Source organism: Aquaspirillum serpens DSM 68, assembly GCF_000420525.1.
GTDB classification, from domain to species: domain Bacteria; phylum Pseudomonadota; class Gammaproteobacteria; order Burkholderiales; family Aquaspirillaceae; genus Aquaspirillum; species Aquaspirillum serpens.
Genome location: NZ_ATVC01000040.1, coordinates 1 through 26,014, shown reverse-complemented (window position 1 = coordinate 26,014; position 26,014 = coordinate 1). Strand labels below are relative to the sequence as shown.

Below are 26,014 nucleotides of genomic sequence, written 5' to 3'. Positions count from 1 at the left end.
GTCTGAATAAATCCATCCTCGACCAAGGCTGGGGCGAGTTCCGTCGCCAACTGGACTACAAGCTGGCATGGAACGGCGGCTGGCTGGTCGCCGTGCCACCCCAGAACACCAGCCGCACTTGTCCGTGCTGCGGCCATGTGTCGGCGGACAACCGCAAGACGCAGGCACAGTTTGCGTGCGTCAAGTGCGGTTTCGAGGAAAACGCCGATCTGGTCGGCGCGATCAATGTTTTAAGGGCGGGACACGCCCGGTTCGCCTGTGAAGTGAGCGGTGCAGCAATGCCGCCAGCAGCAGGAACCCACCGAAGCGACTCAGATGCGGCTCAATGCCGCGCTTGAGCGCCGTAGGAATCTCCGGCCTTCAGGCCGGGGAGGATGTCAATGTTGCGGTAGCACATCTAACTGAGCTTGGACAAAAAAATCTGGTTCTTAGCTTGATCAAGCACAAAAAAAGGGCGAACCGACCGGTTCGCCCTTTTCCCCCTCGTACCGTAAAACCTCGCCATTCATGGCGGGGGATATCAGGCACAAACGGCAAAGCTGTTTTTTGGGTATTGTGTTGCTTTAAGCAGATTGTGCTGCCCAAGTATCTTTTAGCCCCACGGTACGATTAAAGACAATTTTCTGTCCCGTTTGGTGATCGTAGCGGTCGGTGATGAAATAACCGATACGTTCAAACTGATAACGGGTTTCTGCTGCTGCGCTGCTAACAGCAGACTCCACATAACCGGTGATGATTTTTAATGAGGCAGGGTTTAAGAACTGCATAAAATCAACGTACTCGCCATCTTCACCTCGCACCGCATCGGGACGCGGGACGGTGAATAAACGATCGTACAAACGTACCTCAGCTTCAACCGCATGTGCAGCAGAAATCCAATGAATCACGCCTTTTACCTTACGACCGACAGGGTTTTGTCCTAAGGTATCGTGGTCGATCGAGCATTTCAGCTCAATCACACGGCCTGTGTCATCTTTAATCACTTCATCACACTTGATGACATAGCTATAGCGTAAGCGGACTTCGCCACCCAAGGTTAAGCGTTGCCATTTTGGTGGTGGTACCTCGGCAAAGTCATCGCGCTCAATGTAGATTTCACGGCTAATCGGCACATCGCGCTCACCAAATTCTGGGTGGTGAGGGTGGAAGGGGGCACTACGGCTGCTGGTGACGCCATCGGTGAAATTGGTTAATGTGACTTTAATTGGATCTAACACTGCCATCACCCGTGGTGCTTCACCTTCTAAAGTCTCACGCACCGCGCCTTCCAACACACTCATATCAATGATGTTTTCACTTTTGGACACACCAATCCGCTGTGCAAACAGGCGAATCCCTGCCGGACTGTAGCCACGTCGCCGCATGCCCTCAATCGTTGGCATACGGGGATCGTCCCACCCCGTGACTTTGCCTTCGGTGACCAAGGCGTTCAGTTTGCGTTTTGACGTCAGCGCATATAACAACTCTAAACGGGAAAACTCGTATTGGCGCGGATGGCAGGGAATGGTGATGTTATCCAACACCCAATCGTACAGGGGCCGATGGTCTTCAAATTCCAAGGTACAGATGGAATGGGTAATACCTTCTAACGCATCAGAAATACAGTGGGTGTAGTCATACATTGGGTAGATACACCACTGGTCGCCCGTGCGGTGATGATGGGCGCGGCGGATACGATAAATCACTGGGTCGCGCAAATTGACATTGCCCGAGCTCATGTCGATTTTCAGGCGCAAGGTTTTGCTGCCGTCGGGAAACTCACCGTTTTTCATGCGGGTGAACAGATCGAGGTTTTCCTCAACGCTGCGATTGCGGTACGGGCTTTCCTTGCCGGGTTCGGTCAAGCTGCCACGATAGGCACGCATTTCCTCGGCAGTTAAGTCACAAACAAAGGCTTTGCCAGCACGGATTAACTCAACCGCATAGTCGTATAGTGCTGGGAAATAGTCCGAGGCATAGCGTACCTCGCCATCCCAATCAAAGCCTAACCAGCGTACGCTTTCTTTGATCGATTGGACATACTCGTCTGACTCTTTCTCAGGGTTGGTATCATCCATCCGTAGATTACATTTGCCCTGATAATCCTCTGCCAAGCCAAAATTCAGACAGATAGATTTAGCATGGCCAACATGCAGATAGCCATTTGGCTCTGGCGGAAAACGCGTCACAATCTGCTGATGTTTGCCCGAAGTCAAATCCGCTTCGATAATTTGGCGGATAAAGTGAGAGGGCATTGCGGTAGGGGTGTGATCGTGGCTCATCAGGGTTCAAACATCCTATTAGACAACAAACAATGGAGGCTGATTTTACCGCAAGCCTTTTCATTGCGCGGTAGCTTTGCGCACTAATGTTAAGAAAAAAAACAAAAAAATGCCGTTGGCGAGAAAATCTGTGCATAAACTATCGACAGATGGGAAAAGAAAGCATACTATCTTTTTGTCATTTCTGCTTCATTTCATTTTTGGTTGATCAACAACCTGCTTTTCTAAGGAGATTTGTCTATGAGTGAAAGCCCTGCTAAAGAGACCCCCGTTGTTGAGCCAACATCTGCGCCGAATGCGAGTGCTGCGATTGAAGTGACACCCGAAGCACCGGCGGCGCGTCCGCGTAAAACCAATACGCCAAAAACGTTAAACCAAACTAAGCCAACCGAACCCCCTGTGGCCTCGCAAGAAACTGCTGTTGCCAATACCATTATCGCCCCCTCGGCGCGTTTTGCTATGGCGCCACATGGTACCGACGAAGACAGCAACAGTGCGCCTTTACCAGACGACTACCCTTATAAAACACGGATGCAGCGCCGCGAGTACGAGAAACTCAAACGCGAATTGCAAATTGAGTTGCTGAAGGTACAAAGCTGGGTACGCGAGAGCGGACAAAAAATTGTTGGTTTGTTCGAAGGCCGTGATGCCGCTGGTAAAGGTGGCACCATTAAACGCTTTATGGAACACCTCAACCCGCGTGCTGCACGGGTGGTGGCCTTGGAAAAACCGAGTGATGTTGAGCGTGGTCAGTGGTATTTCCAACGCTATATCCAACACTTGCCGACTGCCGGTGAAATCGTGATGTTCGACCGCAGTTGGTACAACCGTGCTGGGGTAGAGCGTGTGATGGGGTTTTGTACCCCTCAAGAATATTTGGAGTTTTTGCGTCAAGTGCCAGAGTTAGAACGGATGCTGGTCAACAGCCATATTCATCTGTTTAAGTTCTGGTTCTCGGTCAGCCGCGAAGAACAGATGCGCCGCTTTATTTCTCGCCGTGACGATCCATTAAAGCACTGGAAACTATCGCCTATCGATGTGCAATCGCTCGATCGTTGGGATGACTACACCCGTGCCAAGCAAACCATGTTCTTCCACACCGATACCGCCGATGCACCGTGGATTGTGATTAAGTCGGATGATAAGAAACGCGCCCGCATTAACTGTATGCGCTACTTCTTACATTCTCTGCCCTATCCGGATAAAAATCCTAAAGTGGCATGCGCGCCCGATCCTCTGTTAGTGGGTGCGGCAGCAACGGTATTGAGCAAAGAAGAAAATGCTATGACCAGCTTCTAATTTTTGCTTTTGCCCCGATTGTCGATAACGGCGTGTCCTGTTTAGGTAACACGCCGTTTTTCTGTCGGTACGCCAAGAAAGGAAAGACCTGTGGAACTACAGCAACAACAAGCCGTGTTGACGATTGCCCTGTTTGCCGCTTTTGCCGATGGCAATAACGATGACCGTGAACGGGAGCAGATTCGGCAAATCGCCGATAGCTTAGGGCATGTCAACCAACAAGCCGAATTAAGCCGCCTGTATCAAGATGTGTTATTCAAACGGGTTTCCCTACCACAGGTCGCCGCGCTATTGCATGATGTCACACATCGCCAATTTGCTTATGAAATGGCTGTGTGTATTTGTGATGCCGATGGTTTACGCACCGCCGCAGAACAACAATTCCTGCAACAACTACGCAGTTTGTTACAACTCGATAGCCAACAAACCCAGTCATTCGAACAACAAAGCGCCGCCTTTACCCAGTCTTGGACACACACCGCCCCCCCTGCCCCTAGTCCTACCCCCAGCTCAGGCTTAGGGTTATTTGCGGGTCTAGCTGCGGGTGCCGCTGCCGGTGGTATTGCTGCTGCTGCCATGTCGCCCAGCCCAACGCCGCAGTATCCGACACCTGCCCCAACTGCAAATACGGGTTTACGACCTGCCAATGTGACCGAAGCACAGTTAGACCGCACCGTGATGAATTATTCTTTGCTCAATGGTGCGCTGGAATTATTGCCGCAGTCATGGGCATCAATGGCAATTATTCCTCTACAAATGAAAATGGTGCATCAAATCGGCAAACATTATGGTTATGAGCTGGATAGCGGCCATATCAAAGAATGGTTAGCCACCATCGGCGTGGGCTTAACCTCACAATATGTTGAGCAATTTGGCCGCAAATTATTAGGCGGTTTATTTGGCAAAGTGGGAGGGAAAACTGGCAAAAAAGTCGGCAATGCCGCCACCGGCATGGCGTTTTCCTTTGCCACCACCTATGCAATGGGTCAGTTAGCGCGACGTTATTACGCCGGTGGCCGAACGATGAATAGTGCAACCTTGCGCGAGAGCTTCCAAGGGCTGTTAGGTTCAGCGAAACAGCTACAGGCACAATCGTTACCACAGATTCAACAACGCGCCCAAGGCCTCAACCCCAGCCAAGTGATGGATTTGGTGCGCGGCAAACAATTGCTCTAATCGCTTAAGACTGTGGCAGGGGATAGGCGGTTGGAGTTAAGGTGGTCAGTTGTCGGCCATCATCAATCCAGATCCGCCGCCCTGATTCACCCTTGGCACGATACATCGCTTCATCGGCGCGCTTCATTAACGCTTCTGCTGTTTGGGCACTGTCAGGATATAACGCCACCCCCATGCTAGCGGTAACGGGTAATAACCGTCCCTGATGTTGCCGCAACACCGCCACGCTGCTTTGCAGTTGCGACAATAGTTCGTCTAACACTGGTCCCAATTCGCACTGCGGCAGTAATAAGGCAAACTCATCCCCACCCCACCGACAGACCAAATCTTGTTTACGGCAGGCCTGTTGTAAACGATGTGCTACTTCACATAACACATCATCCCCCGCTTCATGACCCAATAAGTCATTAATTTTTTTAAAGCCATTCAAATCAATAAAGGCAATTGCCAGTTGTGTCTGTTGTTCACGAGCCTGTTGCATCACTTGTCGTAGTTGTTCATTGAACAAACTGCGATTTGCTAGGCCTGTGAGAGTATCGTGGAAAGCCAAGTTATGCAGACGCGCTTCGACTTCTTTAATGCGCCGAATATCGGTGAAAATCCACACCCAACGTACCACCTGCTGTTTATCTACCACCCGTGTCGCAGAACACCACACGGCACAGGGTTGGCGGTGAGGGACATGCAAGGTCAACTCGCCCTGCCAATGCGATTCGCCTGCCAGTAAATTTTGCAGTTCAAATTGAGTTAACAACGTCTGCTGTTGCTGTAATGGCAAGGGCTGATCTGCCGGCCAGTCATTTTGTCCCAACATCTGACACAAAGCGGGGTTCAACGATAGCCAATGTAACTTGTCATCGCTCAGAGCAATCCCTTCAGAACAATGCTCGACAGCCAGCTGTGACAGTTGTAGTTGTTCCTGCAACTGCTTTTGTTGGGTCATATCAATGACCGTACCAAATAAATAGTCAATTACCCCATCATGACAGTAATGGACATGGTTACGTTCTAATAAATGACGAATACTGCCATCGGGACGAACAATCCGATATTCCACATCAAAGGGCTGTCCCAATGCCATGTAATGATCGAGCTCTTGCCGCACCCGTAAGCGGTCTTGTGGATGAACACAGGCAAAATAGCGTTCTTCAGTAGGCTGAAAACTATCGGGATCAGTGCCAAATATCTCATGAACCGTGACGCTCCAGTCCAATTTACCACTGTCCGTGTGCAACACCCACGAGCCAATCCCTGCATCTTGTTCAGCTGTCTGCAATAGTTTTTCTGCTAAATAGCGCTGTGGGTGGGGAAATAGCTCTTGATTGGCTGGCCGCAATAAAAATACTACCGCCTTGCGTTCCGGTAGCGAGGTGGCTTGGATATGTACTTCACAACTGTGCTGTTGTTGATTAAACCAGGTTTTGATACCCAAACTGCCATGGGCGCGGTTCTCCCCTGCAAAAAACAAAGCTTCCCATACTGGCCCATGTCCCTCGCCGTAATGGGGAATAAAATCGGCCAGCGAGCGTCCTATGAGCTCGTTGGTATTGAGCCCACCGCTGAGCTCACAAGCCAGATGATTGGCATAGCGAATTTTGCCGTCTCGCCCAATAACCAATACCGCTTCTGGGCAGGCATCAAGCCACTGCAAGATTCGCCCACGCTGTCGCCAACAGTGAAACAGCAACCACATCCCAAGCAGCGAACACAGTACCGTGCCAAGTAATAACCACGTTAAGACAGGCATTCCATGACTTCCTAACCGAACAGCGACTTGTCAAGACTAAGTCGTTGAAAATTTGTACTAGATCAGCGACGGCATTGTAGCGGATTGGCTGAAAAATGAAATTTAATTGCTAAAGACGTGGTTGTTTTGCTCAATCAATATGAACAAAACTATTTTTGCGGAAAAGCAAAATTTAGCCGGATTTTTTGATGAATTAGATGTTTTTGTCTGAATTTCGCTACAGGAACGAAATGCAACGGGGAAGAGAAAGAACAACATCCCATCGCTTCATTGCAATGGGATGTTTAAGAATATTCCGACAAGTAGTAGAAAACAGACACTGCACCTGCATGTGATGCAGCTTTTATCCCTCTATTTCACAACAGATGTGCTGCTCGACCAACCGTAGCTATCAGCCAGAAGCGTGGCAATTTTGCCACGCTTCTGGCTGATGTCCTGTCTTTCTATTTTTCCCTTCTTTGTCGTTTATTTCATTTTTTCCCTCGCCTCCCTCTGATTCTTCCTTGCATTTTTTTAGAAAACACCCTGCTTTCTAACATTTTCCCGAAATTTTTCGCTTTTCTTGAACTTGTTTTTTTTGAAAAAAGCACTTTTATTACCATGAACTGATATTGCTGCTGAATTTTCAGATTAAATGAGAATTTTGGCAGAAACAATTTTAATGCAATCAAGAAAAATTTAATTGTTGATTGATGTAGGTCAAATGATAAAATGCCAATGGTTAATCTCTGCCTAACGTTTCGTGATATAAACAATATGTCATTAAATTTTATTTTCAAGTCATAATTCAATTGCTTGTATGATTTTGTCGGAAGATATTTTCAGTTGAATGGCATTTTTTTGTTTTTTGAAATACAGATGAGGTTTCTGTTTATGCTTTTGTTTTTATTTTTTCGCATCTAATGAATGCGCTGCATTCTGTTGCTATTGAAAAAAGTCGTAATTTTCTAATATATTGATAAATATGGTAACAAAAACCCATTTTTTGCTGCTTTGCGTTAATCTTTTACCGATTTTGGTATAGTTCAAAGTCTCTGCCATGAACCCACAACGCTCTTCCCAAGTTTTCTTTTCTCGTCTGACACATGAACTGCGCACACCGCTCAGTGCCTTGTTGGGCCTGACTGATTTACTCAGCCAAACGCCGTTAAATGCGCAACAGGCTGATTTAGTCAGCAAAATGCAGCGGACAGGCCACAATCTGTTAGAGCTGGTGAATGATTTATTGGACGCAGGCCGCATTGATAGTGGCGCTTTGCGTTTAGAACCGGTGCCGATTGATGTGACCGAGCTGCTCAATAATTTGCGGGCCATCTGTGTACCGTTAGCCGTGGCGCGGGGGATTTTATTTGACGTGGCCGTGGATGTGCCGCGCAGGATCGTGGCAGATCCACTCCGTTTGACGCAAATCGTCACTAATTTGGTTAGCAATGCCATTAAATTCACCGAAAAGGGTTGGGTATTGCTTGAACTGGGCGTGATTTGTGATCGGGCTGGCCGGCCTTTATTGCAAATTCGGGTGCGTGACAGTGGGATTGGCATGGACGAAGCGCAATGTGCCCGTTTGTTTCAAGATTTCTCTCAAGGCGAGGGCATTGTGACTCGCTTTGGTGGCAGCGGCTTGGGGATGGCAATTACTGACAGTTTGGTCAAGGCGATGGAAGGTAAAATTACCGTCAGCAGTCGCCCAGGCCTAGGTTCTACTTTTACTGTGATTTTGCCATTGACCTTGGTCAGTGGTGAGCATGTGTTTGAATCTATCCCACGCTTAGCCGGTAATGCGCTGATTATTGACGAAAACAAAGTCGGTCGCGCCTTGTTGGCGGTCATGTTAGACCATCTCCACATTGCCTCGATTGGGGTGAGCAATATCCAAGAAGCGATTACGCTATTGGATGAAATGCCCCATCTACGGGCGGAATTAAACTATGTTTTTCTGGCCGATGGCCGTTCCGCTGCCGCTTTGGAAGAGTCCTGTATGCTGCTGCGACACCATGCTGATATGAATAGCCGGCTGTATGTCATCACTCACCCTGGACGGCAATGGGATGACAGCTTGGTGGCAGTGGATGGTCGTTTAGAAAAACCCTTGGATTTTCCTGTGCTGGCAGCGAAATTGCGCGGAGATGTACCGCCACCGTCACATACCCCCACCCGCAGTACGCCGATTTTGCATGGCAAAACGGTGTTGGTGGTTGAAGATCAAATGGTATTGCGTGAGTTGTTGTGCCATTGGTTAACGGAAGAAGGTGCCGATTGCCAAGCGGTTGCCTCATTGGCACAGGCCGAGGCAGTGTTATCACACTTTGCCCCCGATTGGATTTTCCTCGATCGCCATTTACCCGACGGTGACAGCCTGCCGCGCCTACCACATTGGCTAACGCGCTTTGCGACAGGAACAGTGCCGCATGTGGTGTTATGCACGGCGAATCCTGAACAAAAAGAAAAAGAAGCGGCGTTTGCGGCGGGTGCCTGCGCTTTTCTGCCAAAACCGTTTACACCGTTGCAACTGCGCCATTGTCTTGAACACCCACATGTGCCGACGCCACCGCCTATCGCAGTCGCCCCTCGCCAGATGAAACAAGGGATGGTTGAGGCGATCAATTTAGGTGAGGCATTGCGCTTTAGCGGCGGTAAATTACCCTTGGCACGGCGGATGATTGCCTTGTTTGCTAGCCATCATCAACACAGTGTTGAGCGACTCTTAGAAGCCTTGCAGCAGCAAGATTACTTAGAGATATCGCGCATTGCCCATCGTTTACGCGGTGCTGCTGGTTCAATCGGGGCGGTGGAGTTACATCGAATTGCCAGCCAATTTGAAGGGGTGGCGCTGCAAACCCTGCCAGAGGATATGTTGCGCCATCGGGTGTTGCAGTTGTGTGATGCTTTGTCTGCCGTCAATCGAACAGCGGCGGATATGGCAGAACAAGATTTTGCCAGCGCCTAAGTGCTGATTTCTATACGACGATTTGAGAGTTTTATCATGGAAAAATTACTGCATGTCGATGATGATCCGTTTCAATTGGAATGGGTGCAAGCGGTGTTTGAAGGGGAGTATCAAGTTGGCGCTTATCCTGATGCCGAGTCCGCTTTATCGCAGCTACAACAAATTGAATCAGAAGAAAAACCTACTGTCGCCATTTTAGATTTAGACCTACCTGGGATGAATGGCTATGAGCTGTGCCGCCACTTGCGTACAGATCCTGAATTAGAAGATATGGCAATTTTGATTCTCTCAGCCCGCGACAGCCTGCCCGATCGTCTGGAAGCCTATAACTGCGGTGCCGATGATTACTTTATTAAGCCGGTTGAGATGGCTGATTTGCACTACAAAGTGACCAATCTGTCCTCACTGGCAAGTGCACGGCGACAGGCGCGTTTAGATGCGCTGCAGGCCAATCAAACCACTTTCTCGGTGATGACTGCCTTGGGAGAAACCGGTGTGGTGTTGGGCTTGATGCGCGATGCCGCCAGTTGTCAGGACGAAACCCAGTTAATTCAATGTGGTTTAGATGCGCTGGCTCAATTTGGCTTACAAGCGATTATCGAGGTGAATTCCTGTCGTGGGCGCTATCTAAATAGTCATGGCGGAGAGCCCATTCCGATCGAGCAAGAGATTTTGCAACACGCCAAAACGATGGACCGGATTTTTGAATTTCGGCAACGGGCGGTATTTAACTATCCCTCGGTCACCATTTTGATCAAAGACATGCCACTGGACGAAGAAAGACATGGTAGATTGCGCGACCATGTTGCACAAATTGCCGAAGGCATGAGTTTACGCGTGGCAAGTTTGGATTATGTTTATACTGCATTGCAACAGCAACGCCAGTTATTGGAAACACGCAGCAGCTTGCTTGGCCTCTCACAACGCTTGCGTGATGAGCTAGAACAACAACGCGAGAACAGCAAAAACATTTTGCAAGAAATGACGCATAGTTTAGAGACCATCATTCATTGTTTTGATCTCAAAGAAACCCAAGAACATGCCCTTAAAGAAGTGATCGACCATGCGCGTTTCTCGGTGGAAGATTTACAAAATCGGGAATTAGAAGTCGAAACTGTGTTGCAACAACTGATTGCACAACTCGACCGCACCTTAAACTGTTGATCGGAGCTGGCCTTGAATAAACCGATAGTGTTGATTGTGGACGATCAAGCCAATTTGCGTAAATTACTGCGGTTGTCTTTATGCCAAGAATACGACGTGCTTGAAGCAGAAGACGGCGCAGGTGCGCTGAAATTGGTGCGCGAACAACGGCCACAGGTGGTGATTTTGGACGTCATGATGCCGGGGGAGTTTGACGGGATTGAAGTCTGTCGCCAAATCAAAAAAGACCCTGCGCTGGCTCATACTGGCGTGGTGATGGTGACGGCACGCGGTCAGGCCAGCGATATTGAAAGCGGGATGGCGGTGGGGGCTGATGCCTATTTCCCAAAACCGTTCAGTCCGTTAAAACTGTTGGCTTTTCTGCGTGAGCACTATCGCTAAATGTCCAATCCGTCTTTATTGCCTCGGCTATTGTGGGCTGCCGCTGCGATTTCGCTCTTGACGGCAATTGCGGTGGCTGGGTTGTCCTCTGCTTTTATGCAGCGTTGGATTATCGGCCATCTGCAAGCCAAGCTAGAGCATGAATCGATACAAACAGCCAAAAATATCGAATTGCGCTTTCATGCGGCACTGATGCAACTCGACACCTTGGCTGCTTCCTCTGGGCTCAATGCCTTAATTGCCGAGGGGCGACCATTACAAGATCGTAATGAGTTTATTGCCAAGGTGGATGACCCGATTTTGCACAGTCGGTTGTCGCTGTTTTCCAATCGTCCCTTGGGCCCCGACCCCTATCAGCTTGCTTCGGTATGGGAACATGGGCAAATGTTGGCGGTTTTGCGCAAAGAACCTTTAGAGTGGACAGCATTGATTGCCCGACCGGTGCATTTAGCAAGCCGTTCGGGGCCGGCAGCCGTGTTGCAGCTGGAAATTCCCATGCAATATCTGTTGGTACAAGATTTTGATGATGTGCAACATGCCATTGTGTCCGAGCAAGGGCAACGGTTAGTAGGTTCGATTGCCTCTCATGCCGAGCAGATTCGTACACCATTGAATTTGGCGTGGCCGTTAGATCAACTGCATCTGTCGCTGGTATCGAGCGTCTCGACGCAACACGCATGGCAAGAGCTGTTTGTTTTGTTTCGCTTGCAAATTGCAATTGTGATTTTGTTATTGGCTGGGGTGTTGACTGCTTGTTATATCGCGGGCAGACGCTTGATGCATCCATTAGTGCATTTGAGCGATGCAGCACAGCACATTACCCGTACCGGACAATTACAACAGCGTCTGCCTACCCAAACAGGGTTTGCCGAGTATCAACGTCTTGCCCGAGTCTTTAATGCCATGATGGATCGTTTACAGGCGACACAGGAAGCACAGGAATACAAAATTCAACAACGTACGGTGATCCTGCGTGAGCGCGAAAGCTCGTTGCGGCGACAGTTTGAAGTCAGTGATTTGATCACTGAGAGCCAAGCGCAAAAAATCGCCAATGTGCCGTTGCCGGTGTTATTACATCAGCTGTTACAGCGTTTATTGCCATTATTAGAAAGTGAAGTCGGTTTAATTGCCGAGGTGCGCGACGATGAGCAGGGGCAACCGACCTTATGCCACTATGCCTTGGCCTCGACAGCAACCCAAGGCAACAACAGTTATTTGTATGGTGAGCATTATCAGCCACAACGAGGTTTTCTGAGTCTTGATGAAGCGTTGCAACGGGTGATTACCCAAGGTCGTCCGGTGGTGTCTAACCTTCCCACTTTACCGCCAGTGGAAGAGCTTGCCGAAGCAAAACTGAGCAACTTTTTGGGTTTACCATTGGCGGTTGGTGGCAAGGTGTTGGGGGTGTTGGGATTAGCGAATCGAGAAGGAGGTTATGAAAACCACCACATCGATTTACTCGAACCTCTGTTAGCCAGTTTGGCGGGCATTATTGATGCATGTCATGCCGACCAAGCGCGTGAGCGTGCCGAACATGCGCTATCAGCCAGTGAACAGCGTTTAGAGTTGGCGGTGCGCGGTGCCACGATTGGTTTGTGGGAATGGGATGTGCTGCATGACCGGATGGCGATTAACCATTTGTGGGCGGGGATGTTGGGGTATGAGGTCAAAGAACTCGACCCACTCAACCTAACGCGCTGGTGTGCCTTATGTCATCCGGATGATGCTTTGGTGGTACGCAGCCTATTACATGCCCATTTAGATGGTCATGCGCCCGACTTTGAATCCGAAGTGCGGATGCGCCATCGGGATGGCCGTTGGTTGTGGATTTTAGCCTCGGGTAAGGTGTCGGAACGCGATGGCAATGGTCGTGCGCTGCGAATTAGCGGCACGCACTTAAATATTACTGAGCGGCGGATGGCAGAACTGCGCTTGCAAGAACGTACCAAACAACTGCAAGCAATTTTCCGCATGAGCCCCGATGGCTTTGTCTCGTTTGATAGCCAAGGGGTGTTGCGCTATGTCAGTCCAACCTTTGAACGTCTCACCGGCTTAAGTGAAACGGTCTTGATTGGATTATCACCGGCGCAGTTTGATGCGGCCCTGCAAGACCGTTGTGCCCCCGAAGCCCCGTATCGTGGTCTGGCCTCATTGCGCGCACGCTTGAATAGCAGTGGTGATGGCCCTCGTGAAGGCCGCGAGAGCCGCGAGTTATTTGAATTACGTTGGCCGCGTAAGGCGATTATTGAAGTTGGCATTTCGGAAAGTAGTAACGACTCGGTGAACGTGTTGCTGTATTTTCGTGATGTGACTGCAGAGGTTGAAGTTGAACGACTGAAAAGCGAATTTCTTTCCACTGCGGCCCATGAATTGCGCACGCCGATGGCCAGCGTCTATGGTTTTGCTGAGTTGTTACTGCACAATGAATTTGATGAGCAAACACGGCGCGATTTGTTGACCACGATTTATGAGCAATCGGGTTTATTGGTGCAAATTATCAATGAACTGCTCGACTTGGCGCGGATTGAAGCGCGGCGGGGGAAAGATTTCCGCTTACAAACTTTGTCTTTGAATGACTTGCTGTGTGATACCGTCAATGGCCTGAAGATGCCGGGTGATGATCGCTCGGTGGTGGTCGAATTTCCGTCCCAACCGGTATTGGTGCATGCCGATAGCGGTAAATTGCGGCAGGCTTTTAACAATGTATTGTCCAATGCCTATAAATATTCACCCAATGGCGGTGAAATTCGTTTGGTCTTGTCGGCCGAGGTGGCAGAACAGCCCCACCTGTGCGCCATCCAAGTCAGCGATCAAGGGATTGGCATGACCAGCGAACAGCTGGCACGTGTTTTTGAACGGTTTTATCGCGCAGATAGCTCTGGAAAAATCCCCGGCACGGGTTTGGGGATGAGCGTGGTGAAAGAAATTATTGAACTGCATGGTGGATATGTCACTGTAGACAGCCGTTTTGGCACCGGTACTACGGTGACCGTGTATCTGCCACTCATAGGGGAAACAAGATGACACATGGACTGACGCCTGACCAGCCACATTGCACAACGCGTGAGGCCGCTGAACGGCTTGGGGTGTCGTTGCGAACAGTACAGCTTTGGGTCGAAAGTGGCCGCTTGCCGGCGTGGAAAACACAAGGCGGTCATAGACGGGTCAGCGTAGAAGCGGTGGAACAACTCTGCCGCGCCCAAGGCAACCCCCCTCCTGGTACGGGGCACAAGCGTATTTTGTTGGTGGAAGACGATATTGCGATGATGAAGCTCTATCGTATCAAACTCAGCTTGATGTTACCGGAAGCACAGTTTTTTGAAGCGGCCTCGGGTTTTGATGCCTTGTTAGCGATTGGCCGTTTTCAGCCCGACTTTCTGATTTCCGACCTGCGGATGCCCGACTTAAATGGTTTTGCGCTGCTGCGTTATCTGTGCTCGCGGCCAGCTCGCGGCCAGAATTAGCGCATTTGCATGTGGCGGCGGTAACGGGGATGGAAAGCCATGCCATCGAAGCCGAGGGCGGTGTTCCGGCGCGGGTACGGGTGTTTGCCAAACCGGTGGACTTTGCTGCCTTGTCCGATTGGTTGCAACAAGCCAGCGACAAAGACCCAGTGATGTTGGCGGATGATATCGACTATATCGATTGATTTGGTCTCCCCCCCTGCAAGTACCTACAGGGGGGGATGGTTTTACGCCATCACATGCCGCCATTCATCAACTAACAGATAGACCGCAGTTACCGCTAATAACAGCGCCATACTGTAGTTAAAACTGCGCAATACCCACGGTTGGTGCATCCACCGCCGCAATGCATCGCCAGTCCATGCCCACAGCGCAATGCAGGGGAAATTCACCACCGCACAAAACAGACCTAATAACAAGGCATCACCAGCGTGGCTATCGGCAGGCAAAAACAAAATCGCCACATTCAAGACCATCATCCACGCTTTTGGGTTGACCCATTGAAATGCAGCTGCCCCTAAAAAGCCTAAGGGTTGCTGGCTGCCCCGATGATCGGGCCGATCGGCATGGGCTTGTTTCCATGCCAACCACAACAGATAACTACATCCAACGACCATCAACGGCAAGCGCACCGCCTCCAACCATTGCATGATCCAACTCAAGGCCAACGCCACCAACGCCACCTGTACCGCATGGCCGATGCTGATACCAAGCATATGCGGCAAAGTACGGCGGAAGCCAAAATTGACGCCACTGGCTGCCAACATCAAATTATTCGGCCCCGGGGTTACCGATAAACTGGCCACATAGGTCATTAAAGGAATGTCTAACATCATGATGTCACCTCGTGCTGTGAATGATTCGGAGATACTACGATAACGAGTTTGCTGTTATGGTTACAGTGGCAAAAATAAAATTTTATACTGGTTACAGTGATGTAAAAAACACACTGTAACCCTTGCAGTGCTGATGAACTGTGATAGAGAACGAGATGGATAGATCAGACAACCTTCCTTTTGTCGTGAGTTCAACTCACGAATCACCAACCGAGATGCCGCGTTACTTGATGTTGGCAGAGGCATTACGCGCCGCGATGCAAGATGGTCGTTTGCCGGCTGGGGCACGCTTGGCCTCGGTGCGTGAAGCAGCAAAACAGCGTCAGGTCAGTTTGAATACCGTATTGGCGGCATATCGCCACTTAGAAAGCCGTGGCCTTATCGAAGCCCGCCCCCAGTCAGGCTACTATGTGCGGGCACAACTGGCCGCGCCACCGCTGCCAACGGCGACAGTGCCCGAGAGCGAAGCGCAGCCAGCTGATTTAGTGGTGTTAAATCAAATTGCGGCGGTGTTAGCCGCCAACCAACGGCAAGACCATATTGATTTGTCTTTGGCCTGTCCAAAAGGGGGCGACTTTTACCCAGGTGCAAAATTGGGCAAATTGGTACACGAGTTAACACGACGTAAACCGGAGTTATTGACTGATTATTGCCTGCCACCGGGCCCGTTGTTATTGCGTCAAGAAATCTGCCGCCATGCTCACAGTTTGGGGATGGAATTAGACCCTGCACAAATTTGCCTTACCAATGGTTGCATGGAGGCGTTACAACTGGCGCTGCGTGCCGTTACTCGTCCAGGGGATACCGTCGGTTTAGAGTCGCCGACTTACTTTAATCTGTTGCCACTGCTTGACCGGCTGGGTTTGAAAGCGGTGGAAATCCCCACCCATCCAGAAACAGGGTTGGCAGTCGATGCCGTTGAGCTGTTATTACAAGAAAAACGCCTGCAAGCAATTGTGGCGATGCCGAATGTCCATAACCCCTTGGGCTGTTGTATGCCACTGGCGGCCAAGCAACGTTTAGCGCGTTTGGTCAATGACTATCGGGTGCCGCTGATTGAAGATGCTTTATACGCGGAATTGCAGTTTGATATGCCGTTGGCGCCAGCAGTCAAGGCATTTGACCGCGATGGTTGGGTGTTAGTGTGTGCGTCTTATACCAAAACCTTGGCCCCTGGTTTTCGGATTGGTTGGATTGAGGCAGGGCGGTTTAGTCGTGATGTTGCTGATTTGAAATTCTGTTCTTCGGTAGCACAACCGGCATTGTTAGCCGAAGCCACTGGGCTATTCTTACAAATGGGCGGATATGAACAGCACTTACGGCGTTTGCGCCGCTTGTATGCAGCACAGCTAGACCGCCTGCGTGGTTTGTTAGCCGATCATTTTCCCGTTGGGACGCGTGCTACTGCGCCACAAGGGGGATTTTTATTGTGGGTGGAATTGCCGGAGGGATGTGACAGTGCCTTATTATTCCGCCAAGCCCTGCAACATAAAATTTCTATCATGCCTGGCACGCTCTATTCACCATCCGGGCGTTACAATCGTCATATAAGGTTATCAGGTTGTTACCCTTTTAGTGAACGTCATATAAAAGCGCTGTTACAATTAGGGGAATTAACCAATAAACAATTAGGTTAAACAGGCGATTGAGAAATACAAGATTTATGGCAATAAGTATAGAATCAAATCGTTTTTAATACTTAATTGTGATTTTAGATTGATTGTTAGGGTAATCTGTTGTTATCCTCCTGTCTTGAACCGTTTTTCGATACGAAAGCTGTTTCCATGTTCAGTCTGTTTTCTGACTTTGCCTGCCGTGCGATGGATGAGGGCGTGTAATGAGCGCACACAATCAATGTCAATGCATCTTGCAATGAAGAAGGCACGCTGTCGCTTGAAGCCAGCCAAGCACGACAATTAGCAGAAATTGCGGCTGACTGGTTTTGGGAAACCGACCAACAACATCGGTTTATCTATTTTTCCGAAGGCATTGTGAAACAAGGGATTGATCCCTTGGCCTTATTAGGAAAACGTCGCGATCAAATTGTCGATGTTTCACAAGAAATTCAGCCCGGCGATTTAGAACAGCATATTGCCACGCTAAACGCGCATTTACCCTTCCGTAATTTTACTTATCGCCTCAAAGCAGCACCGGGGGTAGCACCACGTTATCTTTCGATCAGTGGGGTACCGGTATTCAGTGAGCAGGGCGCTTTTGAAGGCTATCGGGGTATTGTGCGAGATGTGACCGATGCGATTTCCTTACAAAAAGACCTTGAGCGTGCCCGCGATGAGGCACAAGGGGCGAATCGTGCTAAAAGCGAATTCTTGGCGACGATGAGCCACGAAATTCGTACCCCACTCAATGGCATTATTGGGATGAGCAGCCTGTTGTTACAAACGCGGCTCGACCCCGAACAAACCTACTTCGCCCGCACCATCGATGCCTCTAGCCATGCTCTGTTGTCGATCATCAACGACATTCTCGACATTTCAAAAATGGAAGCGGGGCGGCTAGAACTCGAAATTTCACCTTGTGATTTACCACAACTCGCAGAAGGGGTGAAAAGCCTGATGGCGACGCGCTTGGTCGGTAAACCCGTGTCGTTGATGCTCAGTCTCGACACCCGAGGTTTTGACTATGTGTTGGCGGATGAAGGCCGTTTGCGTCAAGTGTTGCTCAATCTGGTGGGTAATGCGGTCAAATTTACCGAACGAGGGACGGTCACCATCGAAATCTACTGGCAAAGCCTGCCAACGGCAGCGATGTCAGACCTTCCCGACACCATTAGCGATACTTTAGAAGAAGCGGGTTTATTTGGTCGTCTGCGGGTCAATGTCCGTGATACGGGGATTGGCATTGCTTCGGAAGTGCAATCACGCTTATTCACCATGTTTACCCAAGCAGACTCCGCTATGGTGGGACTGGATTGGGCTTGGCAATTTGCCAGCGTTTAGTTGAACGCATGGGTGGAACCATTGGCCTAGAAAGCCAATTAGGGGTAGGCAGTGTGTTTTGGTTTGAGCTGCCATTGCAAGTGCGCCCAGGCCAATCAGCAATCACCACCCAGCAACGCCCTCTGGCCGGCTTAAATGTGTTGTTGATTGAACCCAATGAAACGGTACGCAGTGAAATTGCGCGCCTATTAACCCATTGGGGGGCGCAGACCTCGTTGTTTAGTCAAACCGTCGAGGCCTTAACCGATTGGCGTGAACATTCTGTGGGCGCCAATGGCGAACATCACCATCCAGTGGATGTGATGATTGCCCGCCATCCGCTACCCGGCATCAATGCACTCGATATTCGTACGCTGATGCAAAGCCATCCTAAAGCGCATGTGCCTGCGCTATTGCTGTTATTAGACAATCCTGCTTTACGCAGTGAGGTGCCGCAGCAAGAAGCCATTATCAGCATGAACACCGATCCGCTGGTACACAGCGTGTTACTCGATCAATTGCTGACCTTACTGCCCGAAAACCACCCGACTTTACAGCGGCCCTTGTCCTCGCCACTTTCCCCTACCCCTGTGACGGATACCCCATTGCGTATCTTGGTAGTGGAAGATAATGCGGTGAATCAGCAGGTGATTAGCAGCATCTTGCGCCGACTCGGTCATGAGCCCGAGGTAGCACAAGATGGGGTGGAAGCGTTGGAGTATCTCGCTCGTCAGCGTTACGATGTGGTGTTGATGGATATGCACATGCCGCGCATGGATGGGTTAAGTGCGACTCGTGCTTTGCGTAGCAGTGGCGGTATTAATGCCAATTTGCCGGTAATTGCCCTGACTGCCAATGCGATGAGCGAAGACCGTCGTGCCTGTATGGCAGCCGGAATGAACGATTTTCTGGCGAAACCGGTGGATATTTCAGCCGTGGCAAACTGTTTGCGCCATTGGCAAACACGCTTACAAGAACCCCTCGTGGCGGATGCCGAGCCGGTTGAACCGGTGGCTGAGGCAGACCCATTATCTTCTTTATCTCAATCTTCTCCTGTGGAGGCTAAACCTGTGTCCTCGTTCGCATTGCCCGAAATTGTATTGAATAGCCCGCTGCTCAATACCAGCAGTATGCAAGAGCTTGATGAGCTGTTGGGAGAGGAGGTGCGACTACAGCTATTAGAAGATTTATGGGCTGATGTGGATAGCAAATGGGCGCAATTGGCCGCGCTCGCACAACAAGACGCTTCTACCGGCTTGGTTGAGTTAGCGCATAACCTAAAAGGCTCGGCGGCCAATTTGGGACTCGACCGCATGGCAGCAGCTTTGGGTCAGCTGGAATTAGCAGGACGCGGCCATCAAAATGCACAAGGCTCGATTGCCGATTGTTGGTCGTGGGTCAGCACGGTAGTGCCGGAAACCCGCGCCGCTTTAAACCAAACCAGTGGCTGATGCGCCAAGACTGCAGGAGCATAACAAGATGCTGCTTTATATCGTTGACGATAACCAAATCAATTTGGTTTTGTTTGAAAAGCTGTGTGGCTTGTTGCCTGCGGTCAGCCAAGGTTTAGAAATTCATTCTTTCCTTGATCCTTTTGAGGCTTTGACGGCATGCCAACACAATCTGCCAGATTTGTTGTTGGTAGATTATATGATGCCAGGTTTAGACGGATTGGAGTTGGTTGCCCGTTTTCGCCGCCAACCAGGGGCAATGGATGTACCGGTGGTGATGATTACCGCCGCCCAAGACCGCGACATTCGCCATCGCGCTTTGGCCGCTGGCATCACCGACTTTTTGAATAAGCCGGTTGATCCTCTCGAGTTACAACCGCGTCTGACCAACTTGTTGAAACTACGGCAACAACACCTGCGGTTAAAAGATCGCAATCAATGGCTGGCCGAAGAAGTGCGCAAGGCCACACGGCAATTGGTTGACCGTGAGATGGAAACCATCATCCGCCTCACCCGCGCCGCCGAATACCGCGACCCAGAAACCGGCGGCCATATTCAACGGATGGCGCACTATACCCGTTTGATTGCCAAAGCCTTGGCACTGCCGGAGGAGCAATGCGAGTTACTGTTGCGCGCAGCACCGATGCATGATGTCGGTCGGTAAATTGGGCATTCCAGACCGCATTTTATTAAAACCTGGGCGGTTAAATGATGATGAAATGGTCATTATGCGTACCCACGCCCAAATTGGTCATGATTTGCTGCATGGCAGCCATTCGCGCTTATTGCAAATGGGGGCTGAGATTGCGCTGCATCATCACGAAAAATTTGATGGCAGTGGCTATCCTAATGGCCTGAGAGGGGAAGACATTGCTCTTTCTGGCCGCATTGTGGCGGTGGCCGATGTGTTCGATGCACTGACCTCGGCACGACCTTATAAACCGGCTTGGCCGCTTGATCGTGCTTGCCAGTTATTGCGTGATGAATCCGGTCGTCATTTTGATCCGCGTTGTGTCGATGCCTTCTTCTCGGTGTGGGATCAGGTGTTAGATATCCGCAATCAGTTCCAAGATGATGAAGATACGCCACCGATGGTTGAACTCAGTGTACTGAAACCGGCATAGCTGAAGCAGTTGTAGACCGAAGTGATTTACGCCTATCGGTCAAAAAATATGAGTTGAATAAGAGAATTTGTAAATGACATCGGTCGAACACCACCAAGCTGCCCTAGATAAAATTGCCGAGCTCGAACAAACCATTACTGAACAACGCGCTCAGCTGGCAGCGGCGCGGGCCTTGGCGGAAAAATTACGCCAAACTGAAATCGATTTACGCACCCAACGCCGTTTATTACGGACAGTGTTGGACGAAAGTCCCGATTTTATTGTTCTCAAAGACCATAACGCCAAATTTTTGCTGTGCAATCGGCCCCTCGCAGATTTCTATGGCACCACGCCAGATGAGATGGTGGGCAAAGATGATGGCGATTTCAGTGCGACCCCCGAGCAGGCCGAATTTTTCCGCCAGAATGTGTTGAGCATCATGGCGCGTGGCGAAACCGAGGTGGTGTTTGAAGAATCGACCGATGATGAAACTGGCGAGCGGCGCTTTTTTCGCTCAATTAAAAAACCCTTCTTAGATGAAGATGGCCGGCCACAGATTTTGGTAATTGCTCATGACATCACCGACATTCGGATGGCGCAAATCAAAATCGAAGAAAGTGAACGCCGCCTGCGCTATGCCCTTGACGCCACGGGAGAAGGGGTGTGGGATTGGGATTTGACCACCAATGCCCTGAAACATAACCCACGTTGGTTTGATATTTTAGGCTATCGGCGTGACGAGCTCTCCGGTACGGTCGAAGACTTTACCCGCTGTTTACTACCAGAAGAACAGCCAGACATTCAACGAGCCATCGCAGCCTGTTTGCAAGGCGGTGGTAGTTATCACCACGAACACCGTATGCGCCGCAAAGACGGACAGGTGATTTGGGTGTTAGACCGTGGTGATGTGGTGGAGCGTGGTGCCGATGGCACGCCGTTGCGGATGGTTGGCAGCTTTGCTGACATCACCGCCCGTAAAGAGGCGGAACAGGCATTATTAAACGCCAAACTGCATGCCGAACGTGCCAGCCGCGCCAAGAGCGAATTTTTAGCCAATATGAGTCATGAAATCCGTACCCCAATGAATGGGGTAATTGGCATGACTAGCTTATTGCTCGATTCAGAACTGAATGAGGAACAACGCGATTTTGCTGAGACCATTCGCAGCAGCGCCGAATCACTGCTGACCATCATTAACGACATTCTCGACTTCTCAAAAATCGAAGCCGGCAAGCTCGAATTAGATGCTCATCCGTTCAAATTACATGACTTATTAAATGGCTGTATTGGGTTGATGAATGTATCAGCCCGCGCCAAGGGTATCCAACTGGCACTGCAAGTCGATTTGGCACTGCCGCGAGTGGTGTGTGGCGATGCCGGAAGAATTAAACAGGTGTTGATCAACCTGTTGGGAAATGCCATTAAATTCACTGAAGTCGGCGAAGTGACCTTACAAGTGGCAATTCTGAAGGTGGCACAAGACGCTTGTCAGATGCGGTTTGCCATTCGTGACACCGGCATCGGTATCAGCCCTGAAGGCGTGGCACGTCTGTTCCAACCGTTCTCACAAGTCGATACCTCGCCCTCGCGCAAATTCGGTGGCACGGGTCTTGGTTTGTCGATCAGCAAGCGTTTGATTGCGATGATGGGTGGCTCTATCGGGGTGAACAGCGTCCAAGGCCAAGGTTCGGAGTTTTGGTTTGAAATCAGTTTGCCGTTACCTGTTGAAGACACGCATCCAGAAACGGGACGGGCGGCAAAACAGAAAACAGAGTTGGTCGGGCGAGTCTTGTTGGTAGAAGACAATTTGATTAACCAGAAGCTGGCCGTGGCGATGTTGAAAAAACAAGATCTGCATGTCGATCTTGCCAACAACGGTAAAGAAGCCCTCGATGCCTTGTCCCTGCATGACTATCAATTGATTTTGATGGATTGTCAGATGCCGGTGATGGATGGCTTTGAAGCCACCGAACGTATCCGCGCCGGTGAGGCCGGTGCGGTAGCTGCACAAACCCCGATTTTGGCACTCACCGCCAATGCCATGCCAGAAGACATCCAACGCTGTTTAGATGTCGGCATGGACGATCATTTAGCAAAACCATTTACCTTGGCTACTTTACAAGCCACTTTAGTTCGTTGGTTAGGGCGGCAATTATGAGCACAACAGAGCAAAAAACCCTTTTGGCTTTTTTTCATCATTGGGGCATTCGCGCAAAACTGATTTTCCTGTTTGTGCTGATTAAAGTCATTCCCTTGGTCTTATTGGCCTTGGTGGCATGGGAGGGGGTGACCCATCTCGGCAAAAACATGAATGAGCAATCCGACACCTTAACCGCAGAAGTGGCGAAAACCGTCGAGGATATGGGAAAAACTTTCTCGAAAGAAGCCGAGAAAGCCCTGAATAATCGGGCGCGGGAAGAATTAGAACGGCTGACCACCGACACGGCGCGTGCGGTAGCCGATTTTCTCTACGACCGCGACCAAGATATTCTGTTTGTTGCCAAAATGGAGCAAGACACTGAGCATTATCAACGCTTTATTCAACAACAGTTGCGTGGTGTGGTGGACAGTGGCGAATGGAAGCTGACCGCTGATGGTAAGGGCTGGGAGCCGGTAGTGCCGCTGCAGAATTGGACCGAGCGCCAAGTTCACGCGACCAACGAAGAAAACAAACAAGACTTTCACTATCGCCCACCTGAAACTGTGTTACGCGAAAAATTAGTGCCGCTGTATCACGAAATCACCTTTGTCGATTTAACAGGGCAAGAGCGCATCAAAGTCTCGGCAACCGATGTACTGCCAAAAGAGTTGCGTGATGTCTCGAAAAAAGAAAATACCTATGCCAAGGCAGAGAACTATTTTGCCGAGTTACAAAAACTGAAGCCCGGTGAAATCTATGTGTCGGATGTGATTGGGCCGTATGTGCCGTCACGGGTGATTGGGACCTTTACCCCAGAAAAAGCCGCAACCGCCGGCATTCCCTTTGAGCCCCAACAAGAAGCCTATGCCGGTAAAGAAAACCCACTGGGTAAGCGTTTTCAGGGCATTATCCGTTGGGCAACACCGGTTGAGAAAAACGGCAAAGTGGTGGGGTATGTTACCTTAGCCCTCGATCACCGCCACATTCTGAGCTTTACCGATCATTTATTGCCGAATGACCAACGCTACGGACAAATTGCCGATCCTGCCAGCGGTAACTATGCCTTTATTTGGGATTATCAAGATCGCTCTGTCGCCCATCCTCGTCATCATTCCATCGTGGGTTTTGATCCCAATACCGGTGAATATGCCACACCGTGGTTAGAAGCCTCGTTATACGAAGGTTGGCAAAAGAGTGGCTTGCCGTTGCGTGAGTATCTGAAAAACGTCCCGATTTTCGATCAGCAAACCCGCAATAAGAAACCAGCCAAAGCGTTAAATAAGGCTGGCACTGTCGGTTTGGAGTGTCGCTATCTTAATTTTGCCCCACAGTGCCAAGGGTGGCATGACCTAACCCAATTTGGCGGTTCGGGGTCGTTCTTGATTCTATGGACTGGGGTATGGAAGCTGACCACTGCCGCGACCATTCCTTATTACACCGGCCACTATGGTAATACCTTGCGTGGTTTATGTGACCATCGGTGCCAATATTGACGAATTCCAAGAACCAGCGAAACAAACTGCGGCGCAGATGAATGAGCGTGTCAGTGAGTTTGCCAGCAAGATGAAGCAGCGACAGCAAGAAATCAGCGATCTTATCGACCATTCCTTACAACGCACCGCCTTTAGCTTGTCGGTCTCGACCATGATCATGGTGATTGTGGTGGTGGCGATTGCGATTTGGCTGGCCTCGATGCTGACACGGCGGATCACTGATTTGATTAGCGGTTTGTACCGCATCGAAAGTGGTGAATTTGGTTTCCGTTTCCCGAAAGGGTCGAATGATGAACTGGGGCGCTTGAATGATTCGATGAACCGCATGGCGCACAGTGTTGAGGAGTCTTTTGAACGGGTGGAAGAAGCGCGGGCACAAGCCGAAGAAGCCAACCGCATGAAAAGCGATTTCCTTGCGCGTATGTCGCATGAACTGCGTACCCCGCTGAATGGCATTCTAGGTTTTGCTGAGTTGCTGCGGATGGATGCCGCCAATGATGAAACCTATGAATATGCCGACACCGTTTATCAAAGCGGTAAGCATTTACTGTCGCTGGTTAATGATGTGTTAGACCTTGCCAAAATTGAATCCGGCAATATGGTGTTAGACCATTGCCGTTTCCCATTGCTACCGGCCTTGCGTGATGTGATTGGCTTGAATCAAGCATTGGCAGCAGAAAAATCACTGCCGCTTACGCTGCATATTGACAGCAATTTGCCAGAGCAATGGGAAGGTGACCCGATTCGGGTACAGCAAGTGTTTAACCACCTGTTAAATAATGCGGTGAAATTTACCCGTCACGGCGAAGTGCAAGTGTATGTTAACTGCGATGAGCATGAACTTCATATTCGGGTTGAAGACACCGGTCCGGGGATTCCGGAAGCGGAACATGAAAAAATCTTCGAGAAATTCCGCCAAAACGCCAACTTCACCACCCGTGACCAAGGCGGTAGCGGGCTTGGCTTGGCACTAGCACGAGAATTGGCCTGGTTGATGGGCGGCAATGTGGTGTTGGTGCGCTCCGTGGTAGGCGAAGGCTCGTGTTTTGAGCTGCGGTTACCGATTGAAGCAAAATGTGTTGTCCCCGTTAAAGCCTAAGTCTATTTGACAGTCCGTAGCCCACTGATACGATCTGATAGGGTCACTGGGGCGCACCGCAGTGCGCCCCAGTTCAACAACACGTTACAACAACCTAGCTATTTACACCCAGCCATCAAACTGCATCACCGTTCCAATGGCGGTAATGGCTTCGCTGCTGGCGGCGAGTTTGACAGCGAGGCCGTTACGATCGAGGGTGTTGTTTTGCAACTCCGCTAAATGACCGTTGAGCTCGGTGGTATTGGCTTGGCGACCGTAGGTATTTTGGTACAAGGTCTGAACATAGGTGGTGTTGTCCATCTTCGCCAAGCTGCTGTTATGGGCTTGGAACCAAGTAAAGACCACGTCCGCCGACAGGCGACCGGCCTGATAGTCGGTGGCGGCTTGTTTGCCGAGTTGCCATTCACTGACTGATGCATCACGGTTGAGGAAGGTTTGGAACAACCGTGCTAGTGTGGCTTCTACGCCGTTATGAGTCAGGTGAAGGATGTCGCCGTTATCGAAGGCAATGGATTCC

At 50.1% G+C, this 26,014-nt stretch carries 21 protein-coding genes; 17 read left to right on the top strand and 4 right to left on the bottom strand.

The window, feature by feature from the left end; genetic code table 11:
• On the top strand, nucleotides 1-338 hold a 338-nt coding region (locus G465_RS0108715), incomplete at its 5' end, for an RNA-guided endonuclease InsQ/TnpB family protein (RefSeq protein ID WP_027405321.1).
• Nucleotides 339-563: 225 nt separating this feature from the next.
• Here G465_RS0108715 and G465_RS0108710 read toward each other — a convergent pair.
• Nucleotides 564-2,261 (bottom strand): glutamine--tRNA ligase/YqeY domain fusion protein, encoded by a 1,698-nt coding sequence (locus G465_RS0108710; protein ID WP_022654088.1) that lies wholly within the window; start codon nucleotides 2,259-2,261, stop codon nucleotides 564-566.
• Between the two features lie 459 nt (nucleotides 2,262-2,720).
• Between G465_RS0108710 and ppk2 the strand changes: the two genes are divergently transcribed.
• Both ppk2 and G465_RS0108700 read left to right on the top strand, forming a co-directional pair.
• A complete protein-coding gene (gene ppk2 / locus G465_RS14170) occupies nucleotides 2,721-3,560 on the top strand; it encodes a polyphosphate kinase 2 (protein ID WP_211213728.1) in 840 nt (279 codons plus the stop codon).
• A gap of 90 nt (nucleotides 3,561-3,650) precedes the next feature.
• Nucleotides 3,651-4,736, top strand: a complete 1,086-nt coding sequence (locus tag G465_RS0108700) for a DUF533 domain-containing protein (RefSeq protein WP_022654085.1) — start codon at nucleotides 3,651-3,653, stop codon at nucleotides 4,734-4,736.
• 4 nt (nucleotides 4,737-4,740) lie between these two features.
• Here G465_RS0108700 and G465_RS0108695 read toward each other — a convergent pair whose 3' ends face one another.
• Nucleotides 4,741-6,483: a diguanylate cyclase domain-containing protein gene (locus tag G465_RS0108695; RefSeq protein ID WP_022654084.1), complete on the bottom strand. Its 1,743-nt coding sequence runs from the start codon at nucleotides 6,481-6,483 to the stop codon at nucleotides 4,741-4,743.
• A gap of 1,039 nt (nucleotides 6,484-7,522) precedes the next feature.
• Between G465_RS0108695 and G465_RS0108680 the strand changes: the two genes are divergently transcribed.
• Genes G465_RS0108680 through G465_RS15785 form a run of 6 tightly spaced genes read left to right on the top strand, consistent with a single transcriptional unit; the run spans nucleotide 7,523 to nucleotide 14,624 of the window.
• A complete protein-coding gene (locus G465_RS0108680) occupies nucleotides 7,523-9,430 on the top strand; it encodes an ATP-binding protein (protein WP_022654081.1) in 1,908 nt (635 codons plus the stop codon).
• Between the two features lie 36 nt (nucleotides 9,431-9,466).
• Nucleotides 9,467-10,594, top strand: coding sequence for a response regulator (locus tag G465_RS0108675; protein ID WP_022654080.1), 1,128 nt, complete (start codon nucleotides 9,467-9,469; stop codon nucleotides 10,592-10,594).
• 12 nt (nucleotides 10,595-10,606) lie between these two features.
• Nucleotides 10,607-10,975, top strand: a complete 369-nt coding sequence (locus tag G465_RS0108670) for a response regulator transcription factor (RefSeq protein ID WP_027405320.1) — start codon at nucleotides 10,607-10,609, stop codon at nucleotides 10,973-10,975.
• Nucleotides 10,976-13,999, top strand: a complete 3,024-nt coding sequence (locus G465_RS15100) for an ATP-binding protein (protein ID WP_022654078.1) — start codon at nucleotides 10,976-10,978, stop codon at nucleotides 13,997-13,999. It begins immediately after the preceding gene.
• The gene (locus tag G465_RS14160) at nucleotides 13,996-14,439 is read left to right on the top strand and encodes an excisionase family DNA-binding protein (protein ID WP_052165430.1); all 444 of its coding nucleotides are present in this window, start codon (nucleotides 13,996-13,998) and stop codon (nucleotides 14,437-14,439) included. The genes G465_RS15100 and G465_RS14160 overlap by 4 nt, the downstream gene beginning before the upstream one ends.
• Nucleotides 14,409-14,624, top strand: a complete 216-nt coding sequence (locus G465_RS15785) for a hypothetical protein (RefSeq protein ID WP_155846520.1) — start codon at nucleotides 14,409-14,411, stop codon at nucleotides 14,622-14,624. The genes G465_RS14160 and G465_RS15785 overlap by 31 nt, the downstream gene beginning before the upstream one ends.
• A 42-nt stretch (nucleotides 14,625-14,666) precedes the next feature.
• Here G465_RS15785 and G465_RS0108655 read toward each other — a convergent pair whose 3' ends face one another.
• The gene (locus G465_RS0108655) at nucleotides 14,667-15,275 is read right to left on the bottom strand and encodes a LysE family translocator (protein WP_022654077.1); all 609 of its coding nucleotides are present in this window, start codon (nucleotides 15,273-15,275) and stop codon (nucleotides 14,667-14,669) included.
• 155 nt (nucleotides 15,276-15,430) lie between these two features.
• Between G465_RS0108655 and G465_RS0108650 the strand changes: the two genes are divergently transcribed.
• The 8 genes from G465_RS0108650 (at nucleotide 15,431) to G465_RS16060 (ending at nucleotide 25,497) form a co-directional block, all read left to right on the top strand.
• Complete coding sequence (locus G465_RS0108650; protein WP_245556777.1) at nucleotides 15,431-16,912, top strand: aminotransferase-like domain-containing protein; 1,482 nt, start codon at nucleotides 15,431-15,433, stop codon at nucleotides 16,910-16,912.
• A 354-nt stretch (nucleotides 16,913-17,266) separates the two neighbouring features.
• Nucleotides 17,267-18,232 carry a histidine kinase dimerization/phospho-acceptor domain-containing protein gene (locus G465_RS16225; RefSeq protein ID WP_022654075.1) on the top strand — a complete coding sequence of 322 codons (966 nt, stop codon included), beginning with the start codon at nucleotides 17,267-17,269 and terminating at the stop codon, nucleotides 18,230-18,232.
• On the top strand, nucleotides 18,211-19,662 hold the full coding sequence (locus G465_RS0108640) for a response regulator (RefSeq protein WP_155846519.1): 1,452 nt from the start codon (nucleotides 18,211-18,213) through the stop codon (nucleotides 19,660-19,662). The genes G465_RS16225 and G465_RS0108640 overlap by 22 nt, the downstream gene beginning before the upstream one ends.
• Before the next feature lie 28 nt (nucleotides 19,663-19,690).
• A complete protein-coding gene (locus G465_RS16220; RefSeq protein WP_245556776.1) occupies nucleotides 19,691-20,326 on the top strand; it encodes a response regulator in 636 nt (211 codons plus the stop codon).
• A complete protein-coding gene (locus G465_RS16215) occupies nucleotides 20,310-20,786 on the top strand; it encodes an HD-GYP domain-containing protein (protein ID WP_245556775.1) in 477 nt (158 codons plus the stop codon). Before G465_RS16220 ends, G465_RS16215 begins: the two co-directional genes overlap by 17 nt.
• A gap of 73 nt (nucleotides 20,787-20,859) precedes the next feature.
• The gene (locus G465_RS15095; RefSeq protein WP_022654073.1) at nucleotides 20,860-22,923 is read left to right on the top strand and encodes a PAS domain-containing hybrid sensor histidine kinase/response regulator; all 2,064 of its coding nucleotides are present in this window, start codon (nucleotides 20,860-20,862) and stop codon (nucleotides 22,921-22,923) included.
• Entirely contained in the window at nucleotides 22,920-24,398 is a 1,479-nt protein-coding gene (locus tag G465_RS16065; RefSeq protein ID WP_211213725.1) for a hypothetical protein, read from the top strand. Before G465_RS15095 ends, G465_RS16065 begins: the two co-directional genes overlap by 4 nt.
• Nucleotides 24,367-25,497, top strand: a complete 1,131-nt coding sequence (locus G465_RS16060; RefSeq protein ID WP_211213724.1) for a sensor histidine kinase — start codon at nucleotides 24,367-24,369, stop codon at nucleotides 25,495-25,497. Before G465_RS16065 ends, G465_RS16060 begins: the two co-directional genes overlap by 32 nt.
• Nucleotides 25,498-25,599: 102 nt before the next feature.
• Here G465_RS16060 and G465_RS14140 read toward each other — a convergent pair.
• The coding region (locus G465_RS14140; RefSeq protein ID WP_040399438.1) for a DUF4214 domain-containing protein at nucleotides 25,600-26,014 on the bottom strand (415 nt) is incomplete at its 5' end.